Below are 16,059 nucleotides of genomic sequence, written 5' to 3'. Positions count from 1 at the left end.
CACGACACTCGTGGCTGCTAAAATAAAAGCTACTAACTTCGATTTTAGCAGTAACCAAGGGGATGGTCGCCGTGGCGAGCAGGATCAGGCTGGAGGACCGGGAGTGCCCGCTGTCCACGACGGTGGAGCACGTCGGCGAGTGGTGGACGCTGCTGCTCCTCCACGACGCCTTCGACGGCTACACCCGCTTCGACCAGTTCCAGGAGAACCTGGGCATCTCGTCCAGCATGCTCACCACCCGACTGAAGACACTCGTCACGGACGGGCTGCTGGAGCGCCGGCCCTACCAGACCAACCCCGTCCGCCACGAATACGTGCTTACCGAGCTCGGGCGCTCCCTGCGCCCGGTGATGGTCGCCCTGGCCGCATGGGGCAACTCCCGCCTGGCACCGCACGAGCGCAGCATGGTCCTCGTCGACGCCAACAGTGGCGAAGAAGTCGAGCCCATGGTGGTCGACGCCAAGACCGGTCGCCGACTCGACGACAGTGACGCCTACGTCTTCACGGCCGGCCCTGCAGCCAGCAACGCCATGCGCAGCCGTTACGCCCAGCAGCGACCGGCTGTCCCGACGACAGGGGCGTAGGACACGCCATCTTGACAGCGCACCTGCCTGCACGCCGAGCCACCGGACAGCCCCGCGCCTCACCGCCATTGCGCTTGCGATGCCTCCCCGGCCCGTGGGATAAGGACCAATTGGGTCAAGCGGCAACACCGGTCATTTCCGAGAAGGGCCATCAACGGATCGCCTCTCGTTCGTAGCCATCCTCCTATCGACTGCGTAGAGCTGATTCCTCAGCGTCCGTAGTCATCACGGAAGCGAGGCCACAAACGCTCCTGCGCACCGTGCACGGCCACCTCCACGCCGCTCGGACACCGAACACGACATGCCAGCCCGCCCACACACCGCTTGACGGACCAACCGACGGCCCGCCAGCCGAGCGTTCGACCGCCGGGCCCTGGTCGATCTGCGGTTCCTGCGAGAGGCGTCGCCTGTCGCGGGTGTTGCGGCCTCGCGGTCGATGATGAAGCTGCCGACGAGCCGTTCCCGCAGCGGGCGGGAGAGGAGGTCGACGAAGGCGCGTGAGCTGAGTCACCCCGGGTGTCGAGCCTCGCCGGCCCGGCCGCGGTGCGCGACGACGTCGGCCTCGCCGCCTGACCACTCCACCGCTGCTGCCCTCCAGGCCCCATCACGCCCACGCACCGGCACGGCCAGTCCAGCCCTGCCGGCCACCGGGCTGCCCATCACGCACCCGATCCGTCGGGAACGTCCCGCTTCGCGGGACGTTCCCGAAAACCAGGACCAACCCTATGGACCGACCCTGGTGGGGTTGACGAAACAGATACGGCACCCCCAGCCTCGAACGCGTCCTCGGAACCCGCCTCGACCACCAGGCCGTCACCTGGCTGCTGGAGCGCCACGAATCCCCGGCCGCACGGTCAGTGACCGTGGCGTCCCCAGCTTTCGGCATCGACGACGCGGCGGTGGTCGTAGCACAGGGTGGCGGTGTCGCCGGTGTTGTCCCAGCGAAAGTGCCCGCAGCGAACCCGTCGCCGTCATCGTCCGGCCACCGCCATCGACCACCCGCGTACGCCCGTACCTGGACACCTCACCCGCTGCCCGGTCTGCGCAGCCACCACGGCTACCGCGTCTACCTGTCGCCACGATGATGCGCATCTGCCCATTTCCGTCGGTGGGCTTGGGCCCACGTTGTCCCGCTGGAACGAGGTCGGGGTGGGGCGCCAAAGCCATGCAGCGGGGGGCAGCAGGCAGCTCGACCGGGCCCTGTATGCGCCGAGGTCCCGGGCCCCACGTGGCGCCGACGCCGACAGCCCCAAGCCCCGCAGCCACTACAAGCGCCGAGGCCGCAGCCGATAGAGCTGCGGCCTCGACACCACACCACGCAGTCGCGGTGCTGAGCGCTGAATCTGTTACCGCGTGCCGTGGATCGCTTGGGGGTCGGTGGCCCGAAGAGCAGGCCCGGCCTTCGTAGCGGAGGGGGACGCGGTCACATAGACCGGGGTGGGGTCGGGTTCGGGGGCGCAGGTCTTGGCGATGAAGCCCTTGCCGGTTGGGAGGCTGCCGTCCCGCAGGTAGGCGGTGAAGGTGTCGTCCAGGCAGGCGTTGCCGTGGAAGAGGATCTCGTGGAAGCTGCCGCCGTGCTGGACGACCAGCTTGGAGCCGGGCAACGCCTTGTGCATCGCGACAGCGCCGGGGTAGGGGGTGGCGGCGTCCTCCGTGGCCTGGAAGAGCAGGACGGGCGGCAAGCCCTTACCGGTGATCTTCAGCCGGCCGGCCTGGTCTCCCTGGTAGGGCCAGAACATGCAGGCAGCGTTGTACCACATGTTGTTATAGGTGTAGAAGGGCGCGATGGCGTTGACCTTGGCCTGGTCCTTCTTCCAGAACTCCCAGTCACGCGGCCAGGCGTTCTCGGTGCACTGCGCCGCGTTGTACGCCGGGAAGGTGCCGTCGTCGGCGCCCGGTGCCGCGTAGCGGTTGTAGGCGATGTTCAGCGGCCGGGTGTCGTGCTGGTTGAGGTAGGCCGAGAGCGCGGTGGCCATCCGGGGCCAGCGCAGGAAGTTGTAGCCGCCGCCGTAGAAGGTGTCCTCGAACTCGGCGGGGCCGATCTTGCCAGGGGCCGGGGCGGCATCCACCGGATTGATCCGCAGCACGGCTTCGACCCGGTGGTATTTCTTCTCGACGGCGGCCGCGTCGGTGCCCAGGTGGTAGACGGAGTCGGCCTTGGCGGTCCACGCCGCGAAGGCGTCGAATCGGCGCTGGTGCTCCTTGTCCTGCAGGATGTTGTGGTCGTACCAGTCGATGGTCGGGCCGACGATGCTGTCCAGCACCATCCGGCGCACGTGCGAGGGGAAGAGCTGGCCGTATGTCGAGCCCAGCGAGGTGCCCCACGAGCCACCGTAGAAGTTGATCTTCTGGACGCCAAGCGCCCGACGAATGCTGTCCATGTCGCGCGCGTTGTCGACGGTGGTCATGTGCGGCAGGAACCAGCTCCAGTTCGCGGCGCAGTCGGCGGCGTACTTGGCCGACTTCTCCAGCCACACCTTCGAGGCGCCTTGGCTGACTTGATAGTCCGGCCGCTCGCCGTCGAAGTAGTGCGGGTCGCAGGTGACGTGTGGGGTGCTGGCGTTGGTGCCGCGCGGGTCGAAGCCGATCCAGTCGTAGGTCGAGGCGACGTCGTGCGGGATCTTTCCGGAGATGTAGCCGGGCATCCACAGGCCCGAGTCGCCGGGACCGCCGGGGTTCAGCAGGATCGGGCCCTGTTGCTTGTCCTTGGGGGCGGTGGCCGGGAGCCGGTTCACCTTGATCTTGATTTTGGTTCCGTTTGGGTGTGCATAGTTCAGCGGCACTTCGAGCATGGCGCACTGCAGCGCGGGGGTCGTCGTGTCGTGGCAGGAGCTCCAGGCGAGCTTCCTTTCACCGACGCCCTCGGGTGCTGACCGGGAGGTAGAGGCAGGCGTAACACCCGCTGTCATTCCGCCGATTGCGGCGACGGCCGCTATCAAGGCTGTGACTCTTCTCATGGAGGAATTATGTGACATGTACAATGTCACACTTGGGCGTGATGGGCCGTGCGTTACCGAACTGTGACCATGGCGAGGTCGGGAAGCTGTTCCGGAATGGTGCCGTGCGCCCTCGCCAATCCCGGTCGAGGACGTGCGTACACGTCCGGGAGACCGAACTCGCCGCCATCCGCCCGACCACGATCGCCGCCTGAGAAGCGTCGAGCGCCTGGGCGAGCACAACCGACCCGGTCCACCGAACCAGTCAGCGCACGCAGCCACGCACGTGAGCCCGTCCGCCCCGCTCGTACGCTACGAGCAGTTCATCCGCCCCTGGAGGTCTACCGGCATCACGGGTCACCATGGCCTGTTGCGAAAGTGGATCAAGGACAGTTGCCGGGTGGCTCACAGCCCCCGGAGTCGTTAGTCGCCGCGACCAGCACGGTCGCGTGAGAGCGGACGGCGAGTTCGTCGTATCTCGTGGCGACCGCGCGGTGGCACTTGAGCCGGCTGATCCCGCACTCGGCTGCATGCCGCTGCTTGTACTCGTCCTTGTCGAACTTCGGTGGGCGGCCGCCCCTGAAGCCGAGCTTGTGGCTCCGGCTTGGACCGGTATACGCATCAGGCCGCGGGGTTCCCGGGAGCCTGATGGTCGAAGGTGGTAGTGGGGGCGGGAGCGCCGTCGGGCCGGGGCGGCAGCATCGGGCCGCAGTCCCACTGCTGGAAGATCAACCGGGTCTCGACGCGCGCCACTTCGGGCCGTGAGGTGAACCCGTCGAGGACCAGCCGCTGAAGATCCGCCATGTCCGCGACCGCGACATGGACGAGATAGTCGTCGGGCCCGGTCAGATGGAAGACCGTAATGGACTCCGGCAGCGCCCTGATCCGCTCCACGAACGGCCCCACCAACTCGCGCCGATGCGGCCTGACCTGCACGGACAGCAGTGCCTCCAGGCCCCGGCCCAGCTTCGCCGGGTCCAGCCGCAGCTGATGGCCGAGAATCACTCCCGAGCGGCGCAGCCTGGTCACCCGATCCAGACAGGTCGAAGGCGCGACACCGACCTGCGCGGCGAGATCGCGGTAGGTCATCCGTGCGTCGTTCTGCAGCAGCTGTAGCAGATGGAGATCTACCGGATCTAGTACGACAGAATCAGCCATATATCGAACGTAACACGGGGTCCGGCGCTCTGACCCCGCTCAGTGTTCAGACTCCTGACCATGGACTCCGGCAGCTTTGACGCATATGACGTACCGACCGACCCACAGGGAACCGGCCATGATCCCGACGGCACCGGCCGTCGTGTCCCGGGCGTGCCCGCACCCCGGGCGCTCGCCACCGAGGCGGTGCACGCCGGGCGGGACGACCTCGCGCGGCAGGGGGTGCACGCCCCGCCGATCGACCTGTCCACGACCTACCCCTCGTACGACAGCCAGGGCGAGGCCGCCCGGATAGACGCCTTCGCGGCCGACGGTGCCGAACCGCAGGGCCCGCCCGTCTACGGCCGCCTCGGCAACCCGACCGTCGCCCGCTTCGAGACCGCCCTCGCGCGTCTTGAGGGCACCGAGAGCGCGGTTGCGTTCGCCACCGGGATGGCCGCGCTGAGCGCCGTGCTGCTCGTACGCAACGCGATGGGCCTGCGCCATGTCGTCGCCGTACGACCGCTGTACGGATGCAGCGATCACCTGCTCACCGCAGGGCTGCTGGGCTCCGAGGTGACCTGGGTCGACCCGGCGGGCATCGCGGACGCGCTGCGCCCCGACACCGGCCTGGTCATGGTCGAAAGCCCGGCCAACCCGACCCTCGCCGAACTCGATCTGAGAGCCGTCGCGCACGCTTGCGGTTCCGTCCCGCTGCTCGCCGACAACACCTTCGCCACCCCCGTGCTGCAACGCCCCGTCGTGCAGGGAGCCCGTCTCGTCCTGCACAGCGCCACCAAATACCTGGGCGGCCACGGAGACGTCATGGGCGGCGTGGTGGCCTGCGACGAGGAGTTCGCCGGGCGGCTGCGCCAGGTGCGGTTCGCCACGGGCGGAGTGCTGCATCCGCTCGCGGGCTATCTGCTGCTCCGTGGTCTGTCGACGCTGCCCGTACGGGTCCGAGCCGCGTCCTCGAACGCGGCGGAGCTGGCCGGCCGGCTCGCCGCCGACCCACGCATCACCCGCGTCCACTACCCGCGCATCGGAGGCGCCATGGTCGCCTTCGAGGTGGCCGGCGACCCCCACGACGTCATCGCGGGCGTCCGACTGATCACCCCGGCCGTGAGCCTCGGCAGCGTCGACACCCTCATCCAGCACCCCGCGTCCATCAGCCACCGCATCGTGGACGCGAACGACCGCCGCGGCGCGGGAGTCAGCGACCGGCTGCTGCGGCTCTCGGTGGGGTTGGAGGACGTGGAGGACCTGTGGGCCGACCTCGACCGGGCGTTGGGGACGGCGCCGGGGCCGGGCAGGGTCCTCCGGGAAGCGGCGGTCGCGAACAGGTAGAACCGCAGGCGACGACCGGGCCGGTCGTCGTCCTGTGCGGTCGGGACCCAGGCGGCATGTGTTGTGGTCGGCCGACGGCACTTGGGAGAGGCTCCTCCAGCACCAGCGGGCGGACTGCACCCAGGTCGAGCTGGTCATGAGCAAGATCCACGTTCCCCGCACGGGGCTCGGACGTCCGCGCCGCACTCCGGACAGCGTGGGTGCTGACAGGGCGTAGAGCAACCGCACGATCCGCGCCTAACCGCTCGACCGAAGCCGACACCTCTTCAGCGACCACGTGCTGCGCCGGCGCAAGTGGGAGGCCGGAGTGAACAGCTGAGTACACCCGGAGGCGGAACAGTAGGCCCCGATGGGTAGCGACGCCGGCTACCGGCAGGACCACGCTCACTGGCGGCTGAAGACTCAGTCACATCCCGGCGGCTCACATCCACGGAGCGAGTCAGGTGGCGTGGCTGATGTGGTGCGGCTCAGGCGTTGCCGGTGTCGTCGGCCGGTTCGTCGAGGAGGTGCGGGCCGTTGTTGCGGACGTTGTTGACCGCGGTCGAGACCGCGCGGGCGCCGAGGTGGCCGGCGGCAGGAGTGGTCAGCAGCGCGCGTAGCCCGGCGGGGTCCTGGTGGGCGGGGTCGAGCCAGGCACCCCAGTCGGCGGGGGTGACGGCCAGCGGCATGCGGGGGTGGACGCGGCCGGCGGCATCGGTGGCGTCGGTAGTGATGATCGTGCAGGTCGACCACCACGCCCCGGCGTGCCGTCGTCTTCGACCGCCGGGTCGCGCCAGAACTCGTACAGGCCGGCCAGTGCCATGATCTGGCCGTCTTCGGGGCTGATGAAGTACGGCTGCTTGCGGGCCTTGGCGGTCTTGGTGGCGGCGATGTTCTGCCACTCGTAGAAGCCGTCCGCGGGCAGCAGGCAGCGGCGCTTGGCGAACGCGCGGCGGTAGGCCGGCTTCTCCGCGACGGTCTCCGCCCTGGCGTTGATCATCTTCGCGCCCGTGTTCAGGCTCTTCGCCCAGGACGGCACCAGGCCCCAGCGCAGCGGCCGCAGCTGCCGGGTGATCTCGCCCGTGTCGTGCTCGACGCGCTCCAGCACCGACCACACCTCATCCGTCGGCGCTACGTTCCAGCTCGGATCCAGAGCCAGGCCAGGGTCCCAGCGGGTGACGTCGAAGACGCTCGCCAGGGCTTGCGGACTGCGGGTGGAAACGAAACGACCACACATACCCCCACCCTGCCAGGCACCCGCCCAGGAAGCGGGCTCCCCCGTGCGGTGTGCCATCGAACGTTGAGTGCGTACCATCGAAGTTTGAATGACGTGGATCACTAAAGATCTACGTGCCGCACGCAACTGAGGCCCATCCCGTTGCTGTCTGACAGGGAGTCGGGCCCCTCAGGGCCGGGGAGCGAAGAGAGCGGGGCAGGTCGTGGGACGGCGCACGGGAGGCACGGGGATAGCACTCGTCACGGTCGCGATGCTGGTGGGCACGAGTGCCTGCGGCGGGGGCGGCAGTGACAAGGCGAGCGGGGACGACGCAAAGGCGCCGGGAAAGGCGAGTGCAAGTGCCTCGCCGTCACCGACGAAGCCCGCGGGCCCGCCGATGCTGCTGGACACGATCACCCCGCAGACGGGAACCACGGTCGGCGTGGCCATGCCGATCTCGGTGGTCTTCACGAACCCGGTCGCGGAAAAGGCGCGGGCCACGGTCGAGAAGCACATGAAGGTGAGTGCGTCGCACCCCGTGGCCGGCGCCTGGCACTGGCTGGGCGACAGGCGCGCCGACTGGCGGCCGAAGAAGTACTGGCCCTCCGGCACGAAGGTGAAGATCGACGCCGCCATGAAGGGCGTCACCAACGGCCACGGGCGCTACGGCGTGAACGGCTACACCCACACCTTCAAGGTCGGCGACGACGTGCGCGCGGATGTCTCGGTGACCGGCCACACCATGAAGGTGACCCGGAACGGCAAGGCGGTACGCACCCTTTCGATCAATGCGGGCAGCGCCCAGTATCCGACGTGGAACGGCACGATGGCCGTCATCGACAAGCAGGAGAAGGTCCACATGACCTCCTGCAGCGTGGGCATCAGCTGTGACAAGGGCAGCCCCAACTACTACGACCTGACGCTGCCCTGGGACGTCCACCTGACTCAATCCGGCACGTACGTGCACTACTCCACCGGCGACCCCACTCCCGGCAACGGCAGCGCCCGCGGCTCGCACGGCTGCGTCCATCTGTCCATGTCGGAAGCCAAATGGTTCTACGGCCAGGTCAAACAGGGCGACCCGATCACCATCACCGGCTCCCCCCGCGCCAAGGCCCCGGCCGACAACGGCTACGCCGACTTCAACCTGGGATGGGACCAATGGCTCGCAGGCAGCGCGTCCGGGGAGCAGACGACCACGACACTGTGACAGGCTGCGGCGCCGACAGCGGTGGTGCGGCCGGCCGCACCGATGGTTTTCAGCAGCTGGTCGGCGCCGCCGAGCCGATAGGGAAGCTGTGGTCGTTGAAGTCGGTCTCGCCTACCAGGTGCCCGGGCTCGTCGTAGCGGTATCGCCAGGATGCACCGTTCATGGTGACTGCCGGCAGCTGCAGCTCGGTGTCATAGGCGAAGCGTTGCACTGCTCCGTCGGACAGGGTCCTGCCGGCCAGTTTGCCGAAGGGGCCGATCTCGCATCGGGTTACCGCTCCGGCTCGGTCGCGGTGCTCGATGACGAAGCCTTCAGGGTCGTGAACCCATGGCTCGACCGCACCGTCGGGATGGACACGCCGGGTGATCTCGCCCTCGGTACGGTACTCGAGCGGTTGGTGAAGCCGAGTGAGTTGGTGGCAGTGATGACGCGGCCGAAGGCGTCGTAGGTGGCCTGGATCGTCTGGCCCGCGGCGTCGGCTATCGCGTCGAAGCGGGTGGTTCTGTTGATCTCATCGGTGCGGGCGCTGACCCGGCCGGCCTCGTCGTAGTCGGTCCGTGTCGTGTTGCCGAGCGGATCGACGGTCTTGGTCACGTGCTGCTGCTCGTCCCTTCGTCGCTCCGGCATGGGCGTTGAGTCCCAGCAGCGCCGTCCGGCTCGTGTTGGGTGCCTGTCACCGTCGGGTTCTTCTGCCGCAACTCACCCTTTGCCTATGCTGTCTTGAGGCCGCAGAGCGCGGTCGAAGGGAGATGCTCATGCCTACGCAGACCAGCCACGCATCGCACCACCTTCCTCGCTTCGAAGACGCGGAACCGCTCGGCCCACAGGACGCGGAGTTCGCCAGGGACATCAAGGCCGTGCTGGAGAAGCACGGCAACCTGGATCGGTTCGGTCTGGTCCTGTTACACGACCACTTCTCGGTCGACAGCGACGAAGTGCTCGTCGAGACGAACGATCCGCAGGCCCGCGCACTCCACGTCGAGGTGGAAAAGAAGGGAGAGACCAAGCACGCCCAGCCGTCGCAGTGGCGGTTCGTCGCGGAGTTGGAGGAGGCGACCACCGCACAGAGCGACAGCACCCCCTACGAGGTGATGATGCTGTGCCTGACGCTTGCCTGCGAGGACCGCTGAGGGCGGGCGCCTCCGGCTGACAGGGGCACACATGGGGAGGGCTGTACGAACTCCCTCGGGTACAGCCCTCGTTGTGCTTCGCCCCGCCTCGTTCAGAGCGTGGCGGGGCGAAGCCCGGTGAGGGGACGATGAGCCAGGCTGGCGCCGGCTTGCTCGCGAAGGCCCTCGGAGACGCTTCCTGCAGGCGTCCTGGCGGGAGGGCATCGGCGCGGAGGAGTACAACCGCCGTCGCCGCCTCGCCGAGGAACGCCGGCGCCACGTTCTGCTCCTCGAGGGGTACCGCCAGGAGTTCAACGCCATCAGCGCCCGCAACCCGCTAACCTTCGACCGCGCCGCCTCCTCTTCTTCGAACTCGCCCACATCGGCCCAGGCGTCTGCTCGACACTGTGCCGGATCTACCGGAAGGCAGCAGCCCGCCGGCCCCCGACCGGCCCGGGGCGATCACAAGGTGGGCCTCGCCGACCTGCGGTGTGGGTACGTCACCGGGTCCCCTCGCACCGTGGTTTTCGCCGGGCCTGGGCGGGGCCCTCAACCAGGCAGCGGGACAGCGGAGAGTCGCTCGGCGACGAAGCCGGTGACCTCGGGGACGTTCTCGCTGAGGAAGAAGTGACCACCGGGGAACACCCGCAGTGCGAAGTCGCCAGTGGTGTGCTCCTGCCAGGCGGCTGCCTCATCCCGGGAGGTACGGGGGTCGTCGGCGCCGGTCAGAACGGTGACCGGGCAGCGGACGGGCGGTTCCGGCGCGAAGCGGTAGGCGCCCAGGGCTTGGTAGTCGGCGCGCAGCGGCTCCATGATCATCTCAAGCATCTCGTCGTCTCCCAGCAGCCGGGGATCTGTGCCGCTCAGCTCCCGGATCTCGGCGAGCAGGCTCTCCTTGCTGCTCAGGTCGACGTTCTCGTCCCGATGGCGGGACGGAGCGCGCCGCCCGGACAGGAAGAGCGCCGCCGGTGAGGTGTTGAGCTCCCGCTCGAACCTCCGGGTCACCTCGAACGCCAAGAGTGCCCCCATGCTGTGGCCGAAGAACGCCATCGGGCGGTCCGCGAAGTGCCGCAGCCGGTCGAACAGGAGGTCCGCCAGGACGTGCAGATCGGTCACACAAGGCTCATCGCGCCGGTCTTGACGCCCCGGATACTGCAGGGCGAGCGCGTTGAACCGGTCCGACAGGGACGTGCAGAAGGGCCGGTAATAACTGGCGGAACCGCCTGCATGGGGAAAGTGGACGAGATGGAGCGCCTTGGCGGGACCCGGTAGATAGCTGCGGATCCATCGGTCCTCCGACTCGGTGACTGTTTTTGAACTCAACTCATTACCCCTACCGCTGCTCTGGTGAACTTGCGCCCTGCGTGAAGTATTCAGAGAATCGCAGTCGCCCACTGTCGATTCAACCCCCGCCCCGCGGAGCTTTTTAAGTCAGGGGCCATAGGGGGTGGTTAGGGGATTGTCCTGCCGCTGCGGACCGGTGAACCCTTCTTGCGGAACCCGCAGCGTCAGTGGAGAGAACGGATGGTCATGACAGGTGAAGGTCAGTCGGACCAGCTGGTGACCGCGCTCCGGAAGGTCACGCGGGACCTGCGCGATACCCGGCGACGGCTTCAGGTGGAAGAGGACAGGAACGGCGAGCCCATTGCCATCGTGGGAATGAGCTGCCGATTCCCCGGCCATGTGGACTCCCCGGAAGCGCTCTGGGAGTTGGTGTCGTCAGGGAGGGTAGCGAGCGGCTCGTTCCCTGTGGACCGGGGCTGGGATCTGGACGCGCTCTTCAGCGAGGCGGCGGACGGAAAAGCAGCGTCGTATGTTCGCGAGGGCGGATTTCTCTACGACGCCGGATGGTTCGATGCCTCGTTCTTCGGGATATCTCCGCGCGAAGCCGTGACAATCGATCCCCAGCAGCGACTGCTGCTGGAAGGCGCCTGGGAGGCCTTGGAAAGGGCCCGGATTTCTCCACAGGCCTTGCGCGGCAGCGACGTCGGCGTCTTCGCCGGGGCCATGAACCAGGACTACGCCGTCCGACTGCACGAGTCCATCGAGGACTTCGAGGGTTTCCTGACAACTGGCAACACCGGAAGCGTGGTCTCCGGCCGGCTGTCCTACACCCTCGGTCTGGTCGGCCCGGCCGTAACCGTCGACACGGCCTGTTCCTCGTCGCTCGTGACCATGCACCTGGCGGCCCGGTCGCTGCGCAGTCGGGAATGCTCGCTGGCCCTTGCCGGCGGGGTGACGGTGATGTCGATGCCCACGACATTCACCGAGTTCTGCAAGCAGCGCAATCTTGCCCCCGACGGCCGGGCCAAGTCCTTCGCCGCCGCTGCGGACGGCACCGCGTGGGCCGAGGGCGTCGGCGTCCTCGTGCTGGAGCGGTTGTCCGACGCCGAACGCAACGGCCATCCCGTCCTCGCGTTGATACGTGGATCGGCGGTGAACCAGGACGGGGCCTCCAACGGCCTGTCCGCCCCGAACGGGCCTTCCCAGGAGCGTGTCATCTGGCAGGCCTTGCGCGACGCCCGGCTGACGGCCGATGAGGTCGACGCGGTCGAGGGCCATGCGACGGGGACGCGGCTGGGTGATCCGATCGAGGCGCAGGCGTTGTTGGCGACGTATGGCCAGGGCCGGCCGGCCGATCGGCCCTTGTGGCTGGGGTCGTTGAAGTCGAACATCGGGCATGCACAAGCTGCCGCGGGTGTCGGTGGCGTGATCAAGATGGTGATGGCGTTGCGGCACGGGGTGCTGCCGCAGACGCTGCATGTGGATGCACCGACGCCGAAAGTGGACTGGTCGGCGGGTGAGGTGCGGTTGCTCACGGAGCGGCGGGAGTGGCCGCGTGCGGGCCGGCCGCGCCGGGCGGGCGTGTCCTCCTTCGGGGTCAGCGGCACCAACGCCCACCTCATCCTCGAAGAAGCCCCGGAAGCTCCTCCACACGACGCTGCCGCGGACCGCACGGACACCCACGGCCGCGGAACGCTGCCGTGGGTCCTCTCGGCCCGTACCGCCGCCGCCGTCCGGGAGCAGGCCCGCAGGCTGCACAGCCACCTGACCGACCACCCCGAGCTCGTACCCGCTCAGGTCGCCGGCTCGCTGGTGACGACCCGGAGCACGTTCGACCAACGGGCCGTCGTCCTCGGCACGGACCGTGCCGAACTGCTTGACGGGCTGGACAGTGTCGTCCAGGGCGTTCCGGACGCACGGACGGTCACCGGTTCCGCTGTCGCCGGCCGCGAAGTGGTCTTCGTCTTCCCCGGTCAAGGAGGCCAGTGGGCAGGCATGGCCCTGGAGCTGATGGAGGAGTTCCCGGTCTTCGCCGAGACCCTGCACTCCTGCGCCGACGCCCTCGCCGACCACGTGGACTGGTCCCTGCTGGACGTCCTGCGCGAGGCTGAGGGGGCGCCGGGCCTGGACCGGGTCGATGTGATCCAGCCCGTGCTGTTCTCGGTCACGGTCGCCCTCGCCGACCTGTGGCGTTCCCTGGGCATCGAGCCTTCGGCCGTGGTGGGCAGTTCCCTGGGCGAGATCGCGGCCGCCTACACGGCCGGCACGCTGTCGCTCGCCGACGCGACCAAGGTGGCGGTGCTGCGCAGCCGGGCCCTGCTGGAACTGTCCGGACGCAGCGGCATGGTGTCCGTTCCTCTCGGGCGGGCGCAGGTCGAGGAACTGATCGCCGCCTGGCCGGACCGGCTGTTCGTCGCCGGGGTCAACAGCCCGTCCATCAGCGTGGTCTCCGGCGACAACGAGGCGGTGGACGAGCTGCTGGCGGTCTGTGCCGAGCGGGGCGTACGTGCCCGGCGCGTCGCCACCGACTGCGCCTCCCACTACCCCGCCGTCGAAGCCCTCGAAGAGCGGCTGCTGACGGACCTGGCGGACGTGGCGCCGACGCCGGCGCGCATCGCCTTCCTGTCGACGGTCTCCGGGGAGCCGGCGGAGACCGAAACGGTCCCGGACGCCGCGTACTGGTACCGCAACACGCGCCGGACCGTCGAGTTCGGGCCGGTCATCCAGCGGCTCGCCGCCACCGGGAGCAAGGTCTATATCGAGATCAGCCCCCACCCGGTGCTGCAGGTGGCGCTGTCCGAGATCGTGGAGGGAGAGAGCCGGGAGGCAGCCGTTCTCAGCACCTTGCGACGCAATACGAGCGACCGGTGGGCCTTCCTCACCTCCCTGGCCAAGGCATACGTCAGCGGCGTCACCGTCGACTGGGCGGCGCTGCCGGACCTGGCCGGCGCTCGGCACGTCGACCTGCCCACGTACGCCTTTCAGCGCGAGCGCTACTGGCCCCGTCCGGCGGCCGCGTCGAACGGCGGCCGTGGACCGGGGGCGGCCGCCCCCGCGACCGTCGGCCAAGGGACGGTGGACGCCCACTTCTGGGCGGCCGTGGAGAACGGGGACCTGGGCGGCCTCGGTCCGGACGTACGGTTCGACGACGAGACCCCGCTCAAGGACGTCCTCCCGGAGCTGGCCTGCTGGCACCGCCAGGGTCTCGAACAGGCCAGAGTGGACGGCTGGCGGTACGTCGAGCAGTGGCGGCCGCTCGACGTACCCGCCACCGGGCCGCACGGCAGGTGGCTGCTGGTCCACCCGGGCGGCACGGAGTCCGACGCCACCACCCAATGGGTGCGGGACAGCCTGCTGGAGGCGGGTTGCCCGGTCGTCGACCTCCTGGTCGACACGACGGACACCGACCCCGCGGCGGTCACCGAGCGCCTGAAGCAGGCCTGCGCGGGCGACGGGCCGGAGCCGGTCGGAGTGGTGTCCCTGCTGGCCTTCGACGGGCGGCACGACACCGCGTGTCCCTCGGTGCCCCGGGGCACGGCGGCGACCCTCGCCCTCGTCCGGGCGCTCGGCGCCGCCGGGATCACGGCACCCCTGTGGTGCCTGACGCAGGGCGCGGTCACCACCGGTACCGGCGACCGGCCCGGTGCGGTCGAGCAGGCTCAGATCTGGGGCCTGGGCAGGGTGGTGGCGCTGGAACACCCCGACCGCTGGGGCGGACTCGTCGACCTGCCGAGCACCCTCGACCCGCACGTACGAACCCAGCTGTGCGCGGCCCTGGGCGGCGCGCACACGGACGAAGACCAACTGGCGCTGCGCCCGGTCGGCATCCTCGGACGCCGACTCGTCCCGGACGGCGGCGATCGCCCGGCCGCTCGGACCGCCCCCTGGCGGCCGGCCGGAACCGTCCTCATCACCGGCGGTACCGGCGCTCTGGGCGCCCACGTCGCCCGCTGGGCCGCCGCCCAGGGAGCCGGCCATCTGCTGCTGACCAGCCGACGCGGGGCCGACGCGCCCGGCGTGGCCGAACTCAGGGCCGATCTGGCGGCGTCGGGTGCTGCCGTGACCGTCGCCGCCTGCGATGTCGCCGACCGCCGGGCCGTACAAGAACTGCTCGACGGCATTCCGGACCGGCATCCGCTGACGGCGGTTTTCCACGCTGCCGGAGTGCTCGACGACGGCATGACCGCCGACCTGGACACCGCACGCCTGGAAACCGTCCTGGCGCCGAAGACCGAAGGTGCCCGGCTGCTGGACGAACTCACCCGCGGCACCGAACTGTCGGCGTTCGTGCTGTTCTCCGGCTTCGCCGCCACCGTGGGCAGCAGCGGCCAGGCCGGTTACGCCGCCGCCAACGCTCACCTGGACGCCCTGGCCCAGCGGCGTCGGGCCGACGGACTGCCCGCCACCTCGATCGCCTGGGGGCCGTGGACCGGAGGCGGTCTCGTGGACGAGGGCATCGAGGAGCGCCTGCTGCGGCGCGGCCTCACCGCCATGGAACCCCGGCTGGCCGTCCTGGGGCTGTCCGCGCTGCTTTCCGACGGCCCCGACGGTCCCGCGAACGTGGCGCTCGTGGATGTCGACTGGCGGCGGTTCCTGCCCTCGTTCACCGCCTCCCGGCCGAGCCCCCTGCTGAGGGAACTGCACCAGCCCTCGCACGCGGACCCCGCCGCGACCGACGTGCGCGACGGGCGCGAGGGCACACCCGGCGGCGGGGCCGGCCCCACGCTGGCCGAACGCCTGCCGGGCCTCACCGGCGCGGAGCGGGACCGGCTCCTGCTGACGACGGTCCGTGCCCAGGTGGCCGGCACGCTCGGGTACCCCGGGCCCGACGCCGTGCCCCCACGGCAGCAGTTCAAGGAACTCGGTATCGATTCCCTCACCGCCCTCGAACTGCGCAACGGGCTGCAGGCCGTGGCCGGAGTCGCTCTCCCGGCCACGCTGGTCTTCGACCATCCGACACCGGAGGCGGTCGCCGGCCATCTGAGCCGGACCATCCTCGGTGACGGGGCGGACTCGTCGTCCTCCCTCTTCACCGCGATTGAACGCCTCGGCTCCGCGCTCGGCTCCGCCGACCTGGACGAAGCGGAACGAAACCTCGTCGCGACCCGACTGCGCTCTCTGGCCTCCCGATGGGACGTCGGCCCGTCGGGCGGCGCCGGAGACGTCGCACAGACGCTGGCGGACGCCGACCGGGCCGAGGTCCTCGCCTTCATCGACCGAGAGCTCGGCCTCTCGTAGCCAGGAACCGTCGTCGGCC

11 protein-coding genes and 1 pseudogene are annotated in these 16,059 nt (G+C 69.4%); 6 read left to right on the top strand and 6 right to left on the bottom strand.

Going from position 1 to position 16,059, the window contains the following annotated elements; translation table 11 throughout:
- The first annotated feature begins 62 nt into the window (after positions 1-62).
- Together OIU81_RS36425 and OIU81_RS36420 are read left to right on the top strand one after the other, a co-directional pair.
- The gene (locus tag OIU81_RS36425) at positions 63-584 is read left to right on the top strand and encodes a winged helix-turn-helix transcriptional regulator (protein WP_329154711.1); all 522 of its coding nucleotides are present in this window, start codon (positions 63-65) and stop codon (positions 582-584) included.
- A gap of 863 nt (positions 585-1,447) precedes the next feature.
- Positions 1,448-1,669 (top strand): hypothetical protein, encoded by a 222-nt coding sequence (locus tag OIU81_RS36420; protein WP_329331670.1) that lies wholly within the window; start codon positions 1,448-1,450, stop codon positions 1,667-1,669.
- Positions 1,670-1,930: 261 nt separating this feature from the next.
- Here the strand turns inward: OIU81_RS36420 and OIU81_RS36415 are convergent, their stop codons facing one another.
- Both OIU81_RS36415 and OIU81_RS36405 read right to left on the bottom strand, forming a co-directional pair.
- Positions 1,931-3,319, bottom strand: a complete 1,389-nt coding sequence (locus tag OIU81_RS36415) for an alpha/beta hydrolase (protein ID WP_329154709.1) — start codon at positions 3,317-3,319, stop codon at positions 1,931-1,933.
- An 822-nt stretch (positions 3,320-4,141) separates the two neighbouring features.
- Positions 4,142-4,678: an Lrp/AsnC family transcriptional regulator gene (locus OIU81_RS36405; RefSeq protein WP_329154708.1), complete on the bottom strand. Its 537-nt coding sequence runs from the start codon at positions 4,676-4,678 to the stop codon at positions 4,142-4,144.
- Between the two features lie 60 nt (positions 4,679-4,738).
- On the opposite strand from OIU81_RS36405, the gene OIU81_RS36400 reads away from it, so the two are divergent.
- Positions 4,739-6,004 carry a trans-sulfuration enzyme family protein gene (locus tag OIU81_RS36400; protein ID WP_329154706.1) on the top strand — a complete coding sequence of 422 codons (1,266 nt, stop codon included), beginning with the start codon at positions 4,739-4,741 and terminating at the stop codon, positions 6,002-6,004.
- A 467-nt stretch (positions 6,005-6,471) separates the two neighbouring features.
- Here OIU81_RS36400 and OIU81_RS36390 read toward each other — a convergent pair.
- A pseudogene (locus OIU81_RS36390) lies at positions 6,472-7,220 on the bottom strand (SOS response-associated peptidase).
- 250 nt (positions 7,221-7,470) lie between these two features.
- Here OIU81_RS36390 and OIU81_RS36385 point away from each other — a divergent pair.
- Complete coding sequence (locus tag OIU81_RS36385; protein ID WP_329331827.1) at positions 7,471-8,409, top strand: L,D-transpeptidase; 939 nt, start codon at positions 7,471-7,473, stop codon at positions 8,407-8,409.
- Between the two features lie 49 nt (positions 8,410-8,458).
- Here the strand turns inward: OIU81_RS36385 and OIU81_RS36380 are convergent, their stop codons facing one another.
- Both OIU81_RS36380 and OIU81_RS36375 read right to left on the bottom strand, forming a co-directional pair.
- Positions 8,459-8,620 (bottom strand): RHS repeat domain-containing protein, encoded by a 162-nt coding sequence (locus OIU81_RS36380; RefSeq protein WP_329154703.1) that lies wholly within the window; start codon positions 8,618-8,620, stop codon positions 8,459-8,461.
- A 59-nt stretch (positions 8,621-8,679) separates the two neighbouring features.
- Positions 8,680-9,036, bottom strand: coding sequence for an RHS repeat domain-containing protein (locus OIU81_RS36375; protein WP_329154702.1), 357 nt, complete (start codon positions 9,034-9,036; stop codon positions 8,680-8,682).
- A 128-nt stretch (positions 9,037-9,164) separates the two neighbouring features.
- Here OIU81_RS36375 and OIU81_RS36370 point away from each other — a divergent pair, with 128 nt between their 5' ends.
- The gene (locus tag OIU81_RS36370) at positions 9,165-9,539 is read left to right on the top strand and encodes a hypothetical protein (protein WP_329154701.1); all 375 of its coding nucleotides are present in this window, start codon (positions 9,165-9,167) and stop codon (positions 9,537-9,539) included.
- A gap of 528 nt (positions 9,540-10,067) precedes the next feature.
- On the opposite strand, the gene OIU81_RS36365 is transcribed toward OIU81_RS36370, so the two are convergent.
- Positions 10,068-10,913 carry a thioesterase II family protein gene (locus tag OIU81_RS36365; protein WP_329154699.1) on the bottom strand — a complete coding sequence of 282 codons (846 nt, stop codon included), beginning with the start codon at positions 10,911-10,913 and terminating at the stop codon, positions 10,068-10,070.
- Positions 10,914-11,078: 165 nt separating this feature from the next.
- Between OIU81_RS36365 and OIU81_RS36360 the strand changes: the two genes are divergently transcribed.
- Complete coding sequence (locus tag OIU81_RS36360) at positions 11,079-16,040, top strand: type I polyketide synthase (RefSeq protein ID WP_443074892.1); 4,962 nt, start codon at positions 11,079-11,081, stop codon at positions 16,038-16,040.
- Positions 16,041-16,059: the final 19 nt, after the last annotated feature.

This window comes from Streptomyces sp. NBC_01454 (assembly GCF_036227565.1).
Classification (GTDB): domain Bacteria; phylum Actinomycetota; class Actinomycetes; order Streptomycetales; family Streptomycetaceae; genus Streptomyces.
This window is presented reverse-complemented; position numbering and strand designations above follow the sequence as displayed.